General features: G+C 71.5%; 14 protein-coding genes. 8 read left to right on the top strand and 6 right to left on the bottom strand.

Annotated elements, in window-relative coordinates; genetic code table 11:
- The first annotated feature begins 1 nt into the window (after position 1).
- The gene (locus IEY73_RS21290; RefSeq protein WP_189081030.1) at positions 2–1,000 is read left to right on the top strand and encodes a serine/threonine-protein kinase; all 999 of its coding nucleotides are present in this window, start codon (positions 2–4) and stop codon (positions 998–1,000) included.
- A gap of 33 nt (positions 1,001–1,033) precedes the next feature.
- On the opposite strand, the gene IEY73_RS21285 is transcribed toward IEY73_RS21290, so the two are convergent.
- The 3 genes from IEY73_RS21285 to IEY73_RS21275 form a co-directional block, all read right to left on the bottom strand.
- Entirely contained in the window at positions 1,034–3,040 is a 2,007-nt protein-coding gene (locus tag IEY73_RS21285; RefSeq protein ID WP_189081029.1) for an ATP-binding protein, read from the bottom strand.
- Positions 3,041–3,056: 16 nt separating this feature from the next.
- Positions 3,057–4,499, bottom strand: a complete 1,443-nt coding sequence (locus IEY73_RS21280; protein ID WP_189081028.1) for a carboxyl transferase domain-containing protein — start codon at positions 4,497–4,499, stop codon at positions 3,057–3,059.
- Positions 4,500–4,697: 198 nt separating this feature from the next.
- Complete coding sequence (locus IEY73_RS21275) at positions 4,698–5,375, bottom strand: Crp/Fnr family transcriptional regulator (RefSeq protein ID WP_189081027.1); 678 nt, start codon at positions 5,373–5,375, stop codon at positions 4,698–4,700.
- Positions 5,376–5,601: 226 nt separating this feature from the next.
- Between IEY73_RS21275 and IEY73_RS21270 the strand changes: the two genes are divergently transcribed.
- The 5 genes from IEY73_RS21270 (at position 5,602) to IEY73_RS21250 (ending at position 10,306) form a co-directional block, all read left to right on the top strand.
- Entirely contained in the window at positions 5,602–6,819 is a 1,218-nt protein-coding gene (locus IEY73_RS21270; protein WP_189081026.1) for a CapA family protein, read from the top strand.
- A 77-nt stretch (positions 6,820–6,896) separates the two neighbouring features.
- The gene (gene nth / locus IEY73_RS21265; protein ID WP_268240472.1) at positions 6,897–7,691 is read left to right on the top strand and encodes an endonuclease III; all 795 of its coding nucleotides are present in this window, start codon (positions 6,897–6,899) and stop codon (positions 7,689–7,691) included.
- Positions 7,688–8,359 carry a TlpA family protein disulfide reductase gene (locus tag IEY73_RS21260; protein WP_229716022.1) on the top strand — a complete coding sequence of 224 codons (672 nt, stop codon included), beginning with the start codon at positions 7,688–7,690 and terminating at the stop codon, positions 8,357–8,359. Before nth ends, IEY73_RS21260 begins: the two co-directional genes overlap by 4 nt.
- A complete protein-coding gene (locus IEY73_RS21255) occupies positions 8,356–9,081 on the top strand; it encodes an NUDIX hydrolase (RefSeq protein WP_229716021.1) in 726 nt (241 codons plus the stop codon). Before IEY73_RS21260 ends, IEY73_RS21255 begins: the two co-directional genes overlap by 4 nt.
- A 46-nt stretch (positions 9,082–9,127) precedes the next feature.
- The gene (locus IEY73_RS21250; RefSeq protein ID WP_189081025.1) at positions 9,128–10,306 is read left to right on the top strand and encodes a MarP family serine protease; all 1,179 of its coding nucleotides are present in this window, start codon (positions 9,128–9,130) and stop codon (positions 10,304–10,306) included.
- Positions 10,307–10,325: 19 nt separating this feature from the next.
- Here IEY73_RS21250 and mycP read toward each other — a convergent pair whose 3' ends face one another.
- Positions 10,326–11,660: a type VII secretion-associated serine protease mycosin gene (gene mycP, locus IEY73_RS21245; protein ID WP_373292832.1), complete on the bottom strand. Its 1,335-nt coding sequence runs from the start codon at positions 11,658–11,660 to the stop codon at positions 10,326–10,328.
- A gap of 108 nt (positions 11,661–11,768) precedes the next feature.
- Complete coding sequence (gene eccCa / locus IEY73_RS21240; protein ID WP_189081023.1) at positions 11,769–15,740, bottom strand: type VII secretion protein EccCa; 3,972 nt, start codon at positions 15,738–15,740, stop codon at positions 11,769–11,771.
- Positions 15,741–15,926: 186 nt separating this feature from the next.
- On the opposite strand from eccCa, the gene eccD reads away from it, so the two are divergent.
- Positions 15,927–17,369, top strand: a complete 1,443-nt coding sequence (eccD, locus tag IEY73_RS21235; RefSeq protein ID WP_189081022.1) for a type VII secretion integral membrane protein EccD — start codon at positions 15,927–15,929, stop codon at positions 17,367–17,369.
- A 30-nt stretch (positions 17,370–17,399) separates the two neighbouring features.
- On the opposite strand, the gene IEY73_RS21230 is transcribed toward eccD, so the two are convergent.
- Entirely contained in the window at positions 17,400–17,909 is a 510-nt protein-coding gene (locus tag IEY73_RS21230; protein ID WP_189081021.1) for an inorganic diphosphatase, read from the bottom strand.
- Between the two features lie 372 nt (positions 17,910–18,281).
- Between IEY73_RS21230 and dacB the strand changes: the two genes are divergently transcribed.
- Entirely contained in the window at positions 18,282–19,868 is a 1,587-nt protein-coding gene (gene dacB, locus IEY73_RS21225) for a D-alanyl-D-alanine carboxypeptidase/D-alanyl-D-alanine endopeptidase (protein WP_189081049.1), read from the top strand.
- The last annotated feature ends 59 nt before the right edge of the window (positions 19,869–19,927 follow it).

The following is a 19,927-nucleotide window of genomic DNA, read 5'->3' as shown; positions in this document are numbered from 1 at the left end:
CGTGACGGAGACTCCGCCCGGTCAGCTTCCGCTGCCGTACGTGCCTGGCATGTCCGGCTTGTCGGTGATGGCGCGCGGCGGCTACGCCACGGTCTACCGTGCCACCCAGGACTCGGTGGGTCGCGACGTGGCCATCAAGGTGGAGAACCGCACCCTGGAGGATCCTCGCGACCAGGCACGCTTTCTCCGGGAGGCGCGGGCCGCCGGGCGGATGTCCTCCCACCCCCACGTGGTCGACCTGTTCGACGTGGGCGTCACGGTCGACCGGCACCCCTACCTGATCATGGAGCTGTGCGACGGTTCGTACCTGGACCGGATGCGGGTGTCCCCGCTCGGCGCGGTGGAAGCCCGTGACCTGGGCGTGAAGATCGCGGACGCGCTGGTGCACACACATGCCAACGGCGTGCTGCACCGCGACGTGAAGCCGGCGAACATCCTCTATTCGCACTTCAACTCGGCGGTGCTCGCTGACTTCGGGCTCGCCGTGCTGGGCGAGATGCGGGACTCGTCGCTGACGCTGGAGGTCCTCACCCCGGCCTACGCGCCGCCGGAGATGTTCCGGCACGAGACGCCGTCCGGAGCGGTCGACGTCTACGCGCTGTGCGCCACGCTCTACGCCGTGATGCGTGGACGCCCGCCGCGCTGGGAAGCCGACCGGAGTCCGGGGCTGCTCACCCTGATGGAACTGTTCGAGCGGCCGATCCCCGACCTTCCCGAGGTGCCCCGCAGTCTGACCGAGGTGCTGCGTTTCGGCATGGCGAACGAACCGCGCGCCCGCCCGACCGCGCTGCAGTTGCGAGACCTGCTGTCCGGCCTGCACCTGGCGGCGCACCACCGGTCCGGGCCGCCGACGGTGTACCGGTCGTCCACCTTCGTGTCCGAGGCCGGGGACGACCACGCGGCGGAGCAACCGAGCCCCGGCCAGCACGACGAAACACCCACCGTGCACACCGGCGGCGGCAAACGGGGCCGCCGCAAGTGGCTGTTCGGCGGCTTCTGACAGGGGCCGCCCGGCTACTCCGGATCGGGCACGTTACTCCGGGTCGAGCACGGCGAGCAGCTCGCCGGTGTCCACCTCGACGCCCGGGTGCACGGGCAGCGAGGCGACGACGCCCGCCGCGGGCGCGTGCACCGGATGTTCCAGCTTCATCGCCTCCAGGGTGAGCAGCAACTCCCCGGCGCGCACCCGCTGGCCGGGTACCACCAGGATGCGCCGGACCGCACCCGGCAGCGGAGCGATCAGGGAACCTTCGCCAGCCTCCGGCGCGGGCAGCGGGAACCGGGACAGTTCGCGAAGCGTCACCGAACCCTCCGGGCTGTCCACGTACGACACCTCGCCCACCCGATGCACGTGGAAGGTGAGCCGGATCCCGTTCACGTCGAGCGCGACCCGGTCGCTGCCGGCGTGCACGACCACGGTCGGCGGATGGTCGTCGAGCACCGGCGCCTGTCCGAGCCCGGCGAGGTCCAGCTCCTCCGGGTCGACCGCGCGCACCCACCACGCGGCGAGTTCACCGTGCCGGTTCATCCGGTAGCCGACCTCGACCGGGCCGGCCGGACCGTCGTACACGGCGGTCTGTGAGCCGGACGGCACGTTGCGCCACCCGGAGGGCAGCGAGTGCAGCACCGGCGCCGCTGCCCGTCGCCCCGCGGCGCCGGCCAGCGCGGCGGCCAGACAGGACAGGCGAACCGCATCCACCGAGGACAACAGGGGCGCGAAGACCTCGGGGTGCCGGTCCAGGAAGCCGGTGTCCGTCTCACCGGCGCGGAAGCCGGGATGGCGCAGCACGCGTACCAGAAGGTCCCGGTTGGACACCACGCCGTGCAACTGGGTGCGGGTCAGCGCGGAGGCCAGCATTCGCGCCGCCTCCTGGCGCGTCGGCGCCCAGGCGACCAGCTTGGCCAGCATCGGGTCCTGCTGCGCGCCCACCGACGAGCCGTCCGCGACGCCGGCGTCGAGCCGCAGTCCGGGCTGGGGCAGCGGGCGGAAGGATCCGGCGACGTCCGGGACGGTGAAACGGTGCAGCGCCCCGGTGGCTGGCAGCCACGCGTACGCCGGATCCTCCGCGCTGAGCCGGACCTCGATGGCGTGCCCGCGGATCGGCGGCGGACCGGGCATCGGCAGTGCGCCACCCTCGGCGACCAGCAGTTGCAGGCGCACCAGGTCATATCCGGAGACGCACTCGGTGACCGCGTGCTGCATCTGCAGGCTGGGAGTCAGCTCGACGAACCAGAACTCGTCGTCGGCGTCCAGCAGGAACTCGACCGTGCCGATGCCGACGAACCCCAGCGAGCGGACCGCGACGATGGCGGCCCGGCACAGCTCCTCGCGCAACCCGGCGTCGACCGCTGGCGACGGCGTCTCCTCGACGATGGTCTGGTACCGGCGCTGCACCGAGCATTCGCGTTCACCGAACGGCACCACCGTGCCGTGCACGTCGGCCAGGACCGGCACCTCGACGTGCCGGACATTCTCCAGGTAGGGCTCGCAATAGACGTCGCCACCGACCTCGCGGCGGGTGGAGGCCACCGCCTCGGCCAGCGTCTGAGCATCGCGTACCACGCGCATGCCGACACCGCCCTCGCCGGTGGTCGGCTTGATGAGCACCGGAAAACCGGGCACTTCCTGCGGGTCGCCGAAGGACGGCAGGATCGGCACCGCCGCCTCGTCGACCACCGCCTTGGTCTCCGCCTTGTGCCGCAAAGTGGCAAGCGTGGCGGAGGGGGTGCCCACCCAGATCATGCCCGCCTCGGCCACCGCGGCCGCGAAGTCGGGGTCCTCGGCCAGCGTGCCATGCCCGGGGTGCACCGCGTTGGCGCCGGATCGCTTGGCCGCCGCGATGAGCAGGTCGCCGCGCAGGTAGGTGGCGGACGGTGTGCTGCCGGGCAGGTGGACCGCATAGTCCGCCTCGTCGACGTACGGTGCGTCCGCGTCGGCGTCGGTATAGACGGCGACCGTCTCGATGCCGACCAGACGGCAGGTGGCGAAGACGCGCCGGGCGACCTCACCGCGGTTGGCCACCAGAAGACGTCGGATCACTGGTCTCGTCTACCTTTCAGGGTCTGAAGACGCCGACATGCTCGGCGCCCTCCACGGTGGCGCTGTGCACCGCGGACAAGCAGAGGCCCAGCACCGTCCGGGTGTCGCGGGGATCGATGACTCCGTCGTCGGTCAGCATCCGGGTCGGTGCTCCGGCGTCCGCGGAACGCTCCACCGGCCAGGTGAACAGAAACCGCGGCTCGTACGCGCGGCCGTACACGCCGCCGAGTTCCTGCGCGGGTGTGGCGCCGATCATCAGCGTCAGGTGCGGCACGGTCGACTTGGCCACCGCGTGCACCAGTGGGGCACCGTGCCGCACGTCGGCGGCTTCCCGGTCCGCAGCGGCCGGCGCACCGGTGTACTGCACGAAGAGCAGGGTGGTGTCGGTGGTGTTGGCGAGCTGGATGAAGTGCACCGCCTTCTGGGTCTCGGCCTGCGTCAACGCGCTGCCGAGGTTGGCCACCACGCCGACCGGGTAGCCGTGCAGTTCACCCCAGCCGGTCACCAAGGCGGTGCCCTGGGACGGCTTGAACTCGTCGAAGTCGCTGTCGTCGAGGATCCGGGCCAGCACTTCCCGGGGTTCGAAGACGTCCACCGCGGCCATGGTGAGCAGATCCTCGGCGTCGTACCGGGGCGGCGCGGGCGGCCAACTGCGCGGTCGCGGGCCGCGTTTACGCCAGTTGAACCGGCGTACGCACTGTCGGGCGAGCCGCAAGCCGTCGCGTTCGTCCTCGGCAAGCTGATCGGCCGGTCCGGTCACCCCCGCCGGTACGGTCGGCGTGCTGCGCACCTCGGGCGTGGGACGTCCGTTGGCGCCGGACGCACGTACCGGCTGCGGGTGGATGGTCAGCACCTTGGCGTGTCCGCGCACCATGATGGTGTAGTCCGACAGCGCCGGCAGGTACGCCGCGTCGCCGGTGGTCGCGCCGAACACCACGCACACCGTAGGGACCCGGTCGGCGGTCAGTTGGCTGAGATCGCGGGCGATGGCGCCGCCCGGCGGCGGCCCGGCGGGCGCCGCGGCCCCGGTCGATTCCACCAGATTGACCAACGGCAGTCGGTTGACCGACGCGATCCGCGCGGCGCGCCGGATCTTCTCCACCGTGTACGGGTTGACCGCCCCGCCGTCGACGGTGGGGTCGTTGGCGATGATCACGCATTCCACGCCCTCGACCACGCCGATGCCGGTGGCCACGCTGGCCCCGACGGAATACTCCGAACCCCAGGCGGCGACCGGCGACAGCTCCAGGAACGGGCTGTCCCGGTCGAGCAACATCTCGACACGTTCCCGGGGCAGCAGTTTGCCGCGAGCATGGTGCCTGGTGACCCACTTCTCGCCACCGCCGGAGCGCGCCGCCTCCAGCGCCTCCTCCAGCTCGGCCAGGCGCTCCAGCATCGCGCTGCGGCTCTCCAAGTAGGCGGGAGTGCGCGGGTCGATCGCGGTGTCGAGCACGGTCACGTCGTCACCCCGATGCCTGCTCTGTTCAAAGCCCGCGCCTTCCGGAAGTAGTTGTGCCTTTCGACCACCTCCGTAACGAGCGGCCCGCCGGGTGCGACACGGATCTCTTTTCCCCGCCGCAGTCACCCGGTCGAAGGTCCGGGCACGCGAAAACAGGGACCGCCCGGTCGGGCGGTCCCTGTGCGGGTGGATCGTCGGTCAGACTCGGGCGCGGCGGGCCAGACGCTCCGGGTCGAGAATGATGACGCTCTTGCCGTCCAGGCGCAGCCACGCGCGCGACGCGAAGTCCGCCAGTGCCTTGTTCACCGTCTCCCGGGAGGCGCCCACGAGTTGGGCCAGTTCCTCTTGGGTGAGGTCGTGGGTCACGCGCAGCACGCCGCCGTCCCTGGTGCCGAACCGGCCGGCCATCTGCAGCAGGTTTTTCGCCACCCGGCCGGGCACGTCGGTGAAGATCAGGTCAGCCAAAGCGTCGTTGGTCCGGCGCAACCGGCGAGCCAGCACCCGCAGGAGCTGCTCGGCGATCTCCGGCCGGTTGTTCAGCCATGGCCGCAGCGACGCCTTCTTGAGTCGTGCGAGCCGCGTGTCGGTCACCGCGGTCGCCGTCGCGGTCCGTGGCCCGGGGTCGAACAGCGACAGTTCGCCCAACATGTCGGAGGGACCCATGATGGAGACGAGGTTCTGTCGCCCGTCTGCCGCCCGCCGACCAAGTTTGATCTTTCCGGAGAGAACGATGTAAAGGCTGTCGCCGGCTTCGCCCTCGTTGAAGACGACGTCGCCCTTGCGGACCTCGATCGTGTCCATCTCCTTGGCGAGCGCCTCGGCGGCTTCCGGGTCAACGCCCTGGAAGATACCGCTGCGCGCCAATACCTCGTCCATCGCCGCACCTCCACCTGCGCGCTCTTCAGCCGCGCTCGCTCAGTCTAGGCGTACGCGAGCGAGAAACGGGCGGGCACCCCTTGATCAAGATCTCTTAGCGTAACCGAAACGGCCCCTCAACCGCGAGGACACGGTCGCTCTGGGTGAGCAATGGCGCATCGTCGAGGGCAACGAGGACCGAAAGTCGGACATTCGTCCGTGCATCCGAACGCTACAGTCGCCGTCGATGAGATCCCACCAGGCACCGAGGCGCCGCAACGGACTGTTCGGCCGCCCGATCCTCACCATCACCATCGTGCTGGCCGCCGTGGCCGGGATGGCGATCGGCGGGGTGGCGCTGGCGAACCGGGACAATGTCGCAAATGCGCCGCAGTGGCGTCAACCGTCCGGTTCCGCCGCAGCGGTCGCGCCCGGCGACGTGGAGACGACGGCGGAGGCGACCGACGCCGACACGAAGTCGGACACCACCGCCTCATCGTCCGCGATCACCATGTCCGCGACCGGCGACATCATCATGGGCAGCGCACCCAGCAAGCTCCCCGCCCAGGACGGCGCGGGATTCTTCGACTCGGTCACCAAGGGTCTCCAGTCGGACCTCGTGATGGGCAACCTGGAACAGCCGTTGACCACCGACACCGGGTCCTCCAAGTGCGGCGCGGGGTCGGACAACTGCTACGCCTTCCGTGCCCCGCCGTCCTACGCGGAACATCTCGCCGACGCCGGGTACCAGTTGCTGAACACGGCGAACAACCACTCCAGCGATTTCGGTTCGGCCGGCTATCGCAACACCGTCCAGGCACTGGAGGACGCGGGACTGCAGCACACCGGCGCGCGGGACGAGATCACCGTGGCCGACATCAACGGGCTGAAGGTCGCGGTGCTGGGCTTCTCGCCGTACTCCAGCGCCAACAACCTGAACGACCTGGACGCCGCGCGGAAGATCGTGAGCCGTGCCGCCGACCGGGCGGACCTGGTCGTGGTGCAGGTGCACATGGGCGCCGAGGGCGCGGACAAGTCGCACGTCAAGCCGGGCAGCGAGATCTTCTTCGGGGAGAACCGAGGCGACCCGATCGCGTTCGCGCACGCGGTGGTCGACGCGGGCGCCGACGTGGTCATCGGGCACGGCCCGCACGTGCTGCGCGGCATGCAGTTCTACAAGGGCAAGCTGATCGCGTACAGCCTGGGCAACTTCGCCGGCGGCGGCCGGACCCTGTCCCGGTCCGGCGTGCTCAAGTACGGCGGCATCCTGCACGTCTCGCTGACCGCGGACGGGAGCTGGGCCGGTGGGAAGTTCCTCTCCACCTTCATGGATTCGTCCGGGAAGCCGATCCGGGACAAGGAGAACGAGCGCGGACGAAAACTGGTCGCCGAACTCTCCGCCGACGATTTCGGCGACACGGCCGCGAAGATCGGCGACGACGGATCCCTCTCGCCGCCTGCCTGACGGGCGGCGTCGCACCTGCGGCGTACTCTTTACCGGTGACTCCGCCGCCCGCCGTGCCCAAGGCCGTGCCGGATCCGTTGGCCCGGTCCGCGAAGCGCTTCGCGGAAGAGACCCCGATCGGCCGCAAACGCCGCGCTCGCCGGATGGCCAGGCTGCTCGCCGACGCCCACCCGGACGCCCACTGTGAGCTCGACTTCGGCACCCCGCTGGAGCTTGCCGTGGCGACCGTGCTCTCCGCTCAGTCGACCGACAAGAAGGTCAACGAGATCACGCCGATCGTGTTCGCGAAATACCGGACCGCGGCGGACTACGCCGCCGCCGAGCGCGCCGAGCTGGAGACCATCCTGCGGCCCACGGGATTCTTCCGGGCCAAGACCGATGCCCTCATCAAGCTGGGTCAAGCGCTGGTGGACCGGTTCGACTCGGAGGTTCCCGGCCGGCTGGACGACCTGGTGTCCCTGCCGGGCATCGGCCGCAAGACCGCCAATGTCATCCTGGGCAATGCCTTCGACGTCCCGGGCATCACCGTGGACACCCACTTCCGGCGGCTGGTGAACCGCTTCGGCTGGGTTCGTGAGGACGACCCGGTGAAGATCGAGTCCCAGGTGGCGGGCCTGATCGACAAGCGCGACTGGACGATGCTGTCGCACCGGGTGATCTTTCACGGCCGCCGGGTCTGCCACGCGCGCAAGCCCGCCTGCGGTGCGTGCACGCTCGCCAGCCTGTGCCCGTCCTACGGGACCGGCCCCACCGACGCGGCCGGCGCCGCACGGCTGCTGAAGGGCCCGCGGGCGCGGGAACTGGCGCAGCACGCGGGCGTCGATCCCGATCTCGTGCCGCAGGTGGCGGTGGCCAGTCCGGAGGCCCCGTGACGGATGCCGGAGAGCGCACCGCGGTGCGGCCCGGTGCACGCCGACTGGCCGGGGCGCTGCGGATGCCGAGATTTCCGTTGCTGACCGTGAGCATGGTGCTGTCGCTGGCGGTGGTCACCGGTCTGAGCGCGTGCACCGCCGCGGCGCGGACCGGCGATGCCCCCGGCCCGGCGAAGGCTGCCGTTCCGTTCGTCGACTGCGATCGGCTGGCCGCACCCGCTTCCTCGCACCCGGCCGTGGGCGCCCGGACTGAGCTGCCGGCCCTGTCCCTGCCCTGCTTCGCCGGAGGGCGGACGGTCGATCTCGCCACCCTGCACGGTCCCGCGGTGCTCAACCTCTGGGCCTCCTGGTGCGGCCCCTGCCGCGCCGAGCTGCCCGCCATGCAGCGACTCGCGGACCGCACCACCGGTCGGCTCACGGTGGTCGGCGTGGACACCGGAGATGGGCGGGACGCGGCCGCATCGTTCGCTGCCGACCAGGGCATCAGCATGCCGACCCTGTACGACCCGGAGCAGCGCCTGATGTCGGCGCTGGGCCGGGCCGCCCTGCCGGTGACCGTCCTGCTGGACGAGCGCGGCACGGCGTACGTGCACGCCCTGCCGCTGTCCGGCACCACCGAGCTGAACCGCCTGGTCGAGGCGCGCACCGGTGTGGTGGTGACGCGGTGAACGAACCCGCGCCGGATGCCTCGCGTCCCGTCCCCGGGCCACCCGGCCTGCCGCAGTGGTGGGAACCGCTGCTGAGCCGGGCGGCGGCCAGCCGCACCGAGGACTTCACCACGTTGCGCGCCCCGGCGGTCGGCGGCCGGTCCAGCGCCGTCCTGGTCCTGCTCGGCGAGCAACGGGCCGGTGAGCCCGATGTGTTGGTGCTGCAGCGTGCCGCGAGCATGCGCAACCACGCCGGGCAGCCGGCCTTCCCGGGCGGCGCGGCGGATCCCGACGATGCCGGACCGGCCGCCACCGCGCTGCGCGAGGCGGGCGAGGAAGTGGACCTGGACCCGTCCAGTGCCACCGTGCTGACCCTGCTCCCGCAGATGTGGATCCCGGTCAGCAACTTCATCGTCACTCCGGTGCTGGCCTGGTGGCATGCGCCGCATCCGGTGCACGCCCGTCAGGCCAGCGAGGTGGCGCGGGTGGAGAGGGTGACGGTGGCGGACCTGACCGAACCGGCCAACCGGCTGCGCGTGCGCCATCCGAACGGGTGGGTGGCACCGGGATTCGCCGTGGGCGGGATGCTGATCTGGGGCTTCACCGCGGGGGTGATCTCCGCGCTGCTGGACATGGCGGGGTGGACCCGGCCGTGGCAGCCGGGTCGGCTGATCGAACTGCCGGGCTCGACCGCTCCGGTGGGGGCCGTGCCGAGTGGCGCACCGGACGAGGTGGTGCCATGACCGACCGCCGCACAACTGATTGGTCCGACTTCTCTACGCTGAGCGGGTGCCCGTGGTCGATGGGATCTTGATCCTGCTGATGCTGATCTTCGCCATCAGCGGGTACCGGCAGGGCTTCGTGATCGGCGCGCTGTCGATCGCCGGGTTCTTCAGCGGAGTGCTGATCGGTCTGCAGATCGGCCCGCTGATCGCCAACCAGTTCTCGGACGGGCTGATGCGGCTGGTCGCCTCGCTGGCCACCATCTTCGCGCTGGCGGTGCTGGGCCAGACTTTGGCCGGCTGGTTCGGCACCCGGCTGCGGCGCGCCATTGAGAGCCGGCCGCTGCAGCGCGTCGATGACGCCGGCGGAGCGGTGGTTTCGGTGGTCGCGTTGCTCCTGGTGGTTTCGCTGCTGGCGGTGCCTCTGGGCTCATCGCCCTTCCCCGGGCTGAACCGGGAGATTCGCAGCAGCGCGATCCTCGGCGGCGTCAGCGAGCTGGTCCCGGAGCAGGCGCAGGCGCTGTCCGACGGGCTGCGCGACTCGCTGAACACCAACGGCTTTCCGGATGTCTTCGGCGACCTTTCCCGCACCCAGGCCCGAGAGGTCGCTGCGCCAGATCCCGCACTGGCCAACTCCGTCGTGGTGCGCGACTCGCAGCGGTCCGTCATCAAGGTCCTCGGCACCGCGCCGAGCTGCTCCCGCCGCATCGAGGGGTCGGGATTCGTGTATGCGAGCGAGCGCATCATGACGAACGCGCACGTGGTGGCCGGGACCCGGGACGTGCAGGTGGAGTCGGACGGCGACCGGCTGGACGGCCGGGTGGTGGTCTACGACCCGGAGCGCGACCTGGCGGTGATCTACGTGCCCGGCCTGCGCGCCCCGGTGATGCGTTTCGCGGACGATCCGGCCGACACCGGCGCGAGCGCCATCGTCCTGGGATACCCGCTGGATGGCCCCTACGACGCGCAGTCGGCGCGTGTCCGCGACGTCAGCGAGATCACCGGACCGGACATCTATGACCGTGCCGAAGTGACCCGGCAGATCTATACGATCCGGGCGAAGGTTCGCAGCGGCAATTCCGGGGGCCCGCTGGTATCCCCGGGCGGCCGGGTGCTCGGCGTGATCTTCGCGGCGGCGCAGGACGATCAGACCACCGGCTTCGCCCTCACCGCGCAGGAGGCTGCCGGGGTGGCGAGCGCGGGTGCGGAGCGCACCGGCGGGGCCGACACCGGCGATTGCGCCTGACCGGTCGGCCCGGTCCGGGTCAGGCGGCGTCGGAGAACCGGCGGACGATCATGATGCTCAGCACGACGGACAACGCGAGCAGTGCCCCGGCCGCCCACCAGAGCGGGGAGCGGCGCGGCGGCGCGGGATCGTCCGAGTCGACCGCCCATCCCGCGTTGGCGCCCGATACCTGCGCGCCCGAGGTGCCCGGCTGCGCCAGCGGCGCGGACGGGACATGGCCCGCGGCGGGGGCGCTGCCGAACCCGGCGACGCCGGGCGGTGGCGTGGTGTCCAGCGGGTTGCTCGTCACCAGCGGCACATCGGCGGTCAGGGCGGCGGTCGGGTCGACCATGCCGTACCCGTAGGTGGCGTCGCGCCCGCGGGGACCGCGATCGTCGGCGGTGTGAATGATCCGGTTGATCACCTCGCCGGCGGGCATCTGGGGCCAGCGCGACCGGATCAGCGCGGCGGTGGCGGCGACCATCGGGGACGCGAAGCTGGTGCCCTGCACACGCCAATAGCCCGCCGGACGGGCGCCGACCAGTTGGGTGGCCGGCGCCGAGATGACCGTCTCGGGACCGGTGATCGATCCCGACCACAGCCGATCACCGCCGCGCTCCAGGCCGGCCACGGCGATCACGCCGGGCTCCCGTGCGGGGTACCACACCGCGCTGGTGTCCGACGCGCTGACGTTGCCCGTGCAGGCCACCACGACCACGTCCTTGGCGAAGGCATAGTCCAGAGCGGCGGCCAGCGCCGCGCTGCTGCCGGTGCCGCCGAGCGACAGGTTGATCACCCGGGCGCCGTGATCGACGGCCCACCGCACGCCCTTGGCGACGATCAGCGCGTCGTCGTATCGGTTCTCCCGGTCGAGCACCCGGACCGGGAGGATCTTGGCCTTCGGGGCGATGCCCACCACTCCCGCGTCGTCCGCCTTGCCGGCGATGATGGCCGCGACGGTGGTGCCATGCCCGACCAGGTCGGTGTCGCCGGTGCCGCTGGGATCGACGAGATCCAGGCCGCGCAGCACCTGGCCATCTAGGTCGACGTGATGCGCGTCCACGCCCGAGTCGATGACGGCAACGGTCACACCCGCGCCGGAGGCGTATGACCACGCACCGGGCACGTTCAACGTCTTGAGGTGCCACTCCTCGGCGCGCACCGGGTCGGCGCCCAACGGCTCGGGGGTGGCCTGCACCGGCGTCGCGCTGAACCCCGCGGTCAGCAGGCCGGCCACGACGGCGGCGACGAACCGCGATCGGGTCGTCAACATCCTGGTCAGCAACCAGCACCCCCGGGCGGGGGCTGTGCGCCAGCCGCGCCCGGCCGCTGGCGGCGGGGCGCACCTTTTCGCGGAAGGTAACTCACGGAGCAGCGAGGCCAATCTGCGAAGGGACGTTCGATGGTGGGAGGTTACTCCCCTTCGGGACGTTGCCGCTGGAGTCTGTCGATGCTTGTCGCACCGATCGTGCGGCCGACCTGGTCAATATGGGGGGAGATGCGCCAATTGGACCAGTCGTACGCCTTCGCGCCGGGTGATCAGCCGACCGCGGCCCGGCGGCATCGGTCCGGGTTTCACCGTCCCGATCAATGCGCCCTCGTCGGGCGGCCCGGCCATCACCAGCCCCGGCGAGGCCAGCTCCCGCAGCCGCTGGATGACCGGCTCGTACAGCGCACGCCCGGCGCCGCCGGCCCGCCGCACCACCACCAGGTGCAGGCCGACGTCCCGCGCCTGCGGGAGGTATTCCAACAGGGGCTGCAGCGGATTGACCGGCCCGGACACCACCAGGTCGTAGTCGTCCACCAGGACGAACAGCTCGGGCCCCTGCCACCAGGAGCGTTCCCGTAGCTGCGCAGGGGTGACGTCGGATCCGGGCAGCCGACGCTGCATGTAACCGGCCACCGACTCCATCAACTCCAGGGTCTTCTGCGCCTGGATGCCGTAGCCGATGCGGTGCTCGGACTCCGGCAGGTCCATCAGGCTGCGCCGGTAATCGACCAGGATGAGCCGCGCCTGCTCGGGGGTGAACCGGCGCATCACCGTGGTGGCGAGGGCGCGCAGGAACGACGACTTGCCGCATTCGGCGTCGCCGAACAGCAGGAAATGCGAATCGCCGGCGAAATCGATCTCCACCGGCCGCAGGTCCTGCTCGCCGATGCCGATCGGAAGGCGCAGGCCCGCGGAGGCGGCCAGATCCAGCTCGGCGTACGGCAGGGATCGCGGAAGCAAGCGCACCCGCGGCGCGGCGGGTCCGCTCCAGCTCGCGGCGATCGCCTTGACCAGCTCGGACGTATCGCCCACGGTGGTCAGCTCCGGGCGTACGGTCAGCAGGTGGAGGCCCTTCTGCTTGTCGGTGGGGTGCTCCACGATGCCCCGACCGGGCCGTTCCTCCGGTACGCCGCCCGCCGCTCGTCTGTTGATCATCGAGTCGGTCGGATCGCCCAGCCGCAGCTCCAGCCGCGAGCCGAAAAGGTCACGGATGGCGGGCCGGAAGTCCATCCACCGCGTCGCCGAGGCCACCACGTGAATGCCGTACGACAGGCCGCGCGTGGCGATGTCGGTGATCGTCGGCTCGAGTTCCTCGTAGTCCTTGCGCAGCGTGGCCCAGCCGTCCACGACGAGGAAGACGTCGCCGAACGGGTCGTTGTCGGCCGCCCCGCCGCCCAGCCCGGCGGCGTTCGCGCGGCGCCGCCGGTACGACGCCATGGAGTCGATGCCGGCCTCGCCGAAGTGCGTCTCACGCTCGGCGAGCAGGGTGACGATCTCGCCGACGGTCCGGCGCACCGCGACACCGTCGCGGCGCCCGGCCACCCCGCCGACGTGCGGCAGGTCGCGCACCGTGGCCAGCGAACCGCCGCCGAAGTCCAGACAGTAGATCTGTACTTCGCGCGGGGTGTGAGTGAGGCCCAGTCCGAGAATCATGGTGCGCAGGGCGGTGGACTTACCGCTGAGCGTGCCGCCGACCACGGCGACGTGTCCGGCCGAGCCGGCGAGCTGCATCCACATCACGTCACGCAACTGCTCGCGCGGCTTGTCGATGAGTGCGATCGGCACCTGCAGGGCGCCGTGCAGTTCCGGGTTGGCGAACGCCATCCCGCGTGCCGGGTCGGAGGTGACCGGTCCGAGCACCTCGTCCAGAGCGGCCGAGGTGTTCAGCGGCGGCAGCCACACCTGGTGCGCCGGAGGTCCCTGACCGGCCAGCCGGGACACCATCACATCGAGCAGGCTCTCCCCGGCCGCGAGTTCCTCCGGTCTCGGCTCCGGCGGCCGGATCGGGGCGGGCGCGGGCAGCAGGTGTGTGGTGTATTCGTGCACCTTGGGGGTGCCGAGGTCACCGGGGGCGTGGGTGCCGCGACGGCCCGCGGCGCGGAACGTGCCGGAGACGTAGGCCGCTTTGAATCGCACCAGCGGTTCGGTGCCGAACTTGAGGTAGCCGTGTCCGGGCGAGCGCGGCAGCTCGTACGCGTCCGCCACACCGAGCACGGCACGCGATTCCAGCGCGGAGAACGTCCGCAGGCCGATCCGGTACGACAAATGGGTGTCCAGACCGCGCAGACGCCCTTCCTCCAGGCGCTGGCTGGCCAGCAGCAGGTGCACGCCCAGTGACCGGCCCACCCGGCCGATCTGCACGAACAGGTCGATGAAGTCGGGCTTGGCGGACAGCAACTCGGAGAACTCGTCGCACACCACGAGCAGTGACGGCAGCGGAGGCAGCGCCGCGCCGGACGTCCGGGCCTTCTCGTAGTCGCGCAGGCTGGCATAGTTGCCCGCCTTGCGCAGCAGCTCCTGACGCCGGATCAACTCGCCGTCGATCGCGTCCACCATGCGATCCACCAGCGGCAGCTCGTCGGCCAGGTTGGTGATCACCGCCGCGGTGTGCGGGAGCCGGTCCAGCGAGGCGAAGGTCGCCCCGCCCTTGAAGTCGACCAGCACGAAGTTCAGCGACTCGGACGAGTGCGTGGTGGCCAGGGCCAGCACGAGGGTGCGCAGCAACTCCGATTTTCCGGAGCCGGTCGCGCCGATGAGCAGGCCGTGCGGGCCCATGCCGTCCTGGGCCGACTCCTTGAGGTCGAGCTCGACGGCGGCACCGTCCACACCCACCCCGATCGGAACGCGCAGGCGGTCCCGGTTCGGTCGGGGCAGCCAGCTCTGGGCCACGCTGAAGCCGTCCGGGTCGGTGACGCCCAGCAGTTCGGTCAGGCCCATCTCGGCGGTCATCGGTGAGTCGGCGGATTTGGCCATGGCGGCCAGCCGCAGCGGAGCAAGCCGCCGGGCCAGCGCCTCCGCCTCGACCGGGTCGAGCCGGTCCGGCACACCCACGTCGGCGGCCTGCTCCGTCGCGTACGTGTGCAGGGCGCGTCGCCCCTCGTCGGTGCTGACGTCCAGCACCAGCATCGACCGGTCCAGCAGCCGCGGCGGTTGTTCGTCCAGGTCCAGCACGGTGACCCCGTCGATGCCGTCGTCGAGCTGAGTGGCGCCCTTCAGGTCGGCGCCGTCGAGCACGATCACCACGTGCGGCCCGTTGGTGCTCACCCCCGCCGGGTTGAACCGGTGGCGGTTGCCGATCACGTCCTCCAGCAGCTCTTCGAGCTCCGGACCGGAGCCGGCGACCAGGCGCACCTGGCCGAGCGCGTCGGTCCGCCCCGGGTGCAGGTTGTGCGGCAGCCACTTGACCCATTCCCACAGCGAACGGCGTCCGGAGCCGGCGCATACCGCGACGATCAGATCGTCCGGGGCGTGGAAGACGGCGAGTTGGGCGAGCACCGCGCGGGTCAGCGCACGCGTGTCCGCTTCCGGGCCGCGGAGAAAGACCCGCGCGAACCCGCGGAGGGAGACCGCGACCGGCAGATCCGGGACCACCGAGTAGGCGTCCAGGAAGCGGCGCAGCGCCCCGGCGGTCATCGGCTCCAGGTCTTCCAGCGGACGGGTGACCGGCGGGACCAGCGGTGTGGCAAGCGTCTGCGGGCCCACGGCGAGACGCACCACGCCGAAATCGGGATCCGTGGGTCGCCGTTCCCACACGCGGTGGCTGCCCGCGGTGGACCAGAGGCGTCCCGGGTCCGGATGCCGGTAGAACAACCCGACGCGCTGGGCGCGTACCGTCTCCCGCACCTTGCGGCGGAGCCCGGCCAGATGTCGCAGGTACTCCCGCCGAGCCGCCATCATCTCGGCCTTCTTCGGAGCGCTGCCCCCGCTGAACGAGGTGGCAAGCATCGCCAGCGAGGAGAGCCCGAACAGTCCGCCGACCACATAGGAGAACGGCCCGCCGCCGCCGCGGCCCATCATCATGGCCATCGCGGCGGACCCGCCGAGCATCGGCAGGGCCATCATCGCCTGCTGCCATCGACCGCCGGTCACCTGCGGAATCTCCGGCGGTGCCTCCACGGCGAGTTCCCCGGTGGGGATCTCGGGCGCCGGGCGCCGGGCAGGCCGTTTGATGATCACAGTGCTCATGCCGGCGCTCCGCTGCGCTGGACGGTTCGTTTCCTACGCTCGCCCACTACGTCCCTGTCGCGTTGTCGTGCGTTTGCCCTTTTCGTCCACATTGGCGTGACCCGATCGCCGGGCTTCGCGTCGCGCCCATGGTAGGTAAAGTCCCTGGCGTTCCGCAGCCTCGTCACCATCGATGGGAAACACGACATGGCGGTCGGCCTCGCCCGGGTCACGATCAGTGCGCCACAACGCCGGATCGACGTCGCGTTGCCCGAACACGTGCCGGTGGCGGAACTGCTGCCCGAGGTGCTGAGACATGCCGGGGAGAGCCTCGCCGACGACGGCGAGAAGCATGGCGGCTGGGTGCTGCGGCGACCCGACGGCGCGCCGCTGTCGGCGGCCCAGGGTCTGTTCGCCCAGGGCGTGCGCGACGGCGAAGTGCTGCACCTGGTGGCGGCTCGGGCGCAGTGGCCGGAGCTGGAGTACGACGACGTGGTGGAAGCCATCGCCGAGGGCGCCCGGCGCCGCGGCGCGGTGTGGCAGCCCGGCTCGACGCGCACCGCGACCCTGATCGGTGCCGCGGTGCTGCTCGTCTTCGGGCTGACCGCCCTGCTCACGCGTGGGCCGAGGTGGCCCGGAGGGGCGGTCGCGGGGCTGGGGGTGGCAATCCTGCTGCTGCTCTGCGCAGTCACCGCGGCCCGTGCCTACGGCGACGCGCGAGCCGGCGCCGCGCTCGGTGCGTGCGCCTTGCCGTACGCGTTCACCGGCGGCGCCGCCCTGGTCGCGTCGGCGCCCGGCGACCGGGTCGGCGTGCTGCCCGTGCTGCCCTGGCTGGGCGGTCCCGAGCTGCTGGCCGGTGCGGTCGCGCTGCTGGTCGCCGCCGTCCTTGCCGGCGTCGGCGTGGCGGCGTCGCTGCGCACGTTCACCGCCGGCGTCACCATCGGCCTGTTGGGTGCCCTCGCCGCGCTGGTCAGCCTGGTCGGCGGGGCGGACACCGCGGCGGCGGCGCTGCTGGCCGCCCTGGTCTGCGGCATCGGCACGCTGCCCCTGCTGGCCATCCGGCTGGGCAAGGTGCCCACCCCTCCGGTCAACCTGCCCACCGGCAGTGAAGCGGAGGAGGGTTTCACCGCGGCGCCCGCCGGGGTGACGCGCGACGCGGTACGCGACCGGCCCGCCCGATCGGCCGTCTTCGCGGCCGTCTCCCGCACCGACGACCTGCTGGCCGGCATGCTCGCCGGGCATACCGTGCTGTGCGCCGGGGCATTCCTGGTGCTCGCAGCCGTGGGCGGCATGTGGGCCCGGATTCTGATGGCCGTCTCCGCGGTCGCGTTGTTGTTGCGGTCCCGCCTGTTCGTCACCCTGCGCCAGCGCGTGCCGTTGATCGCGGCGGGGCTGTCCGGCGTGGTGGCGCTCGGAGTGGACCTGCTCGCGGCGGGTGGTCCGGGAACCTGGCTGGCCCTCACCGCCGCGGGCCTGGTGCTCGGACTGGCCACCGTGGCAGCCGGAGCCACATGGTCCGATCGGCCGCCGTCGCCCTACCTGGGTCGAGCCGCCGACCTGCTGGACACGCTGGTGGTGGTCGCGGTGATTCCGGTGGCCTGCGCGGTGGCCGGCCTCTATGGCGCGGTGATGAACCTCGGCCCCTCCTGAGCAACGCCCGGAGGGGCACCGGCCGGCGGCTCAGTCTTCCTGGTCGGCGTGCTCGTGCTGTGCGGACGCGGCGCGTTCGAACGAGGCGCGGATCTCGTCCTCCGCCTCCACCCGCCCGGTCCAGGTCGCGCCCTCCACCGACTTGCCCGGCTCCAGGTCCTTGTAGACCGTGAAGAAGTGCTGGATCTCCATCCGGTCGAACTCACCCAGGTGGTGAATGTCTCGCAGGTGCTCCTGCCGTGGGTCTTCGAACGGGACGCAGAGGACCTTGTCGTCGCGCCCCTTCTCGTCGGTCATCCGGTACATGCCGATGGCGCGGGCACGGATCAGGCAGCCCGGGAACGTCGGTTCCTGAATCAGCACCAGGGCGTCCAGGGGGTCGCCGTCCTGGCCCAGGGTGCCTTCGATGAAGCCGTAATCCGCCGGGTACTGGGTCGCGGTGAACAATGTCCGGTCCAGCCGGATCCGCCCGGTCTTGTGGTCGACTTCGTATTTGTTCCGGTGGCCCTTGGGGATCTCAACCAGGACGTCGAAATCCATGCTCGCTCCCTTGCTCACCCGTCATGTCAGTCCGCGCAGGTCACGCGCCATCCGGTGCGCCGCGGAAGATCCGGCCGCGGTCGGCGGGGAGGATCCGCGCGCAGCGATGTGCCGGATGTTTGTAGTCTCCCCTAAGTCTGACGCCACGTACGAGGAGGGGGGCTCGTGAGGAGGGAAGACTCACATAACGGTCCTGTGTACGGCGGCGTGTCCGCATCCTCCGGCGAGAACGGCGCGGACTCAGCGCCGCCCGGCGGTCCGGCGAGCGGTCCTGCGGTGACCGGTCGTGCGGCCGTGCCGGCGCCACCCGATCCGCCGAACGCCGCGGCGCCGCCGCCAGTCGGCGCGACGTACGGGCGTGCCGCCGTCCCGATGCGACGGGAGCCGACCGCACCCGGCGGGCCCGCGCAGCAGTCGCCGACCAGCGGGCCTGCACCCACCCCCGGACCGCCGACGCCGGAACCGGCGGTGGGCGTACGCCGTACTCGCGTCTGGTGGGTGTCCGGCATCGCGTCCGCGCTGGTGCTGGCCGTGGCTAGCGCGCTGCTGTTGGTGCGGCCCGGCCCGCTTGCCGGCTGGCTGGGCGCGGGCCCGGCGGCCAGCCAGACCGCCACGGCGAACCCGGAGCCCGCGCCGACCCCGGTGCTGGCGGCGGCGAACGCCGAGAGCGGCGTGGTGCCGACCGGGGCGGGCATCGCGGCGGCGATCGAGCCGCTGGTCAAGGCCAAGGCGTTGGGGACCGGTGTGGGTGTCTCGGTGGTCGACGCGGTGACCGGCGAGGCGCTCTATCAGCACGATGCGGACAATCTCCGGACACCCGCCTCCACCACCAAGCTCATCACCGCGGCCACCGTGCTGGCGGCGCGCGGCCCGGCGTACCGGCTCACCACCCGGGTGGTGGCCGGCGACGAGCCGGGGGAGGTGGTGCTGATCGGGGGTGGCGATCCGACTCTCGCGGTTGACGAGAACGCCCAGTTCCCCGGTGCCGCCCGGCTGGATCGACTCGCCGCTCAGGTGACCAAGGCGCTGGGCGGTCACGCCCCCACCAAGGTCCTCATCGACACGTCGCTGTTCGTCGGCCCGACCACCGGGACGGGCTGGAGCTCCGGCCTCATCTCGCCGGAGGGCCAGGTCGCCGCGATCCAATCGCTGATGACCAACGCCGGTCGGCGCAAGCCGGTGCACCACGAGTACGGCGGCGACCCGCGCTACTCGGATCCGGCCCTGTCCGCGGGCCGGCTGTTCGCCGAGCAGCTCGGCGTGAACGCCCCGGTGAAGCGCGGCAAGGCGCCTGCGGCTCCCACGTCGGACGCCTCGACGGCGACTCCCGCGAGCGACGCCTCGGCGGCCGACCCGGACGGATCCGCGGCGGCGGGCAACCCCGCGCCCGGCACCGAGCTGGGAAGCGTGCAGTCGCCGCCGCTGGTGCACATCGTGGACTGGATGTTGCAGCAGAGCGACAACGTGATCGCCGAGACGATGGGCCGCCAGGTGGCGCTCGCGGCCGGACGACCGGCGTCGTTCGAGGGCGCCACCCAGTCGATGATCGCCAAGCTGAACGAGCTCGGCCTGCCCGGCGACGAGGCGGATCTCTACGACGCCAGCGGCCTGTCCTACCACGACGGGATCAGCCCGACCCTGCTCACCGGCCTGCTGGCGATGGCGGCCGGCGGCGGGCAGCCGGTGATGGGCAGCATCTTCGGCGGCCTCCCGGTGGCCGGCTGGTCGGGCACGCTGGAAGACCGCTTCGCCACGCCCACGCCCAACCGAGTCGGTCAAGGTGTGGTCCGCGCCAAGACCGGATCGCTGAGCGGCGTCAACACCATGGCCGGCGAACTCGTCACCAAGGACGGGCGCCTGCTCATGTTCGCCGTGCTGGCGGACCAGACGGGGCCGACGAGCGCGGCCCGGAGCGCCCTCGACAAGATCGTCGCCGGGTTGGTGGGGTGCGGTTGCTGAACGGGTGCACCCGTTGACCGAGTGTGATCAGGGATTTCACCGGAGCCCGCGCCTGGTGG

Origin of the sequence: Mangrovihabitans endophyticus, assembly GCF_014646155.1 — a bacterium.
GTDB lineage: Bacteria > Actinomycetota > Actinomycetes > Mycobacteriales > Micromonosporaceae > Actinoplanes > Actinoplanes endophyticus.
Note: the sequence above shows the minus strand (reverse complement) of the source record. Positions and strands in the feature narration are given on the sequence as shown.

Coding starts and splice junctions, on each gene's coding strand:
- IEY73_RS21275 (WP_189081027.1), bottom strand. CDS start 5,375: ATGGACGAGGTATTGGCGCGCAGCGGTATCTTCCAGGGCGTTGACCCG.
- IEY73_RS21270 (WP_189081026.1), top strand. CDS start 5,602: ATGAGATCCCACCAGGCACCGAGGCGCCGCAACGGACTGTTCGGCCGC.
- eccCa (WP_189081023.1), bottom strand. CDS start 15,740: ATGAGCACTGTGATCATCAAACGGCCTGCCCGGCGCCCGGCGCCCGAG.
- eccD (WP_189081022.1), top strand. CDS start 15,927: ATGGCGGTCGGCCTCGCCCGGGTCACGATCAGTGCGCCACAACGCCGG.
- IEY73_RS21230 (WP_189081021.1), bottom strand. CDS start 17,909: ATGGATTTCGACGTCCTGGTTGAGATCCCCAAGGGCCACCGGAACAAA.
- dacB (WP_189081049.1), top strand. CDS start 18,282: ATGCGACGGGAGCCGACCGCACCCGGCGGGCCCGCGCAGCAGTCGCCG.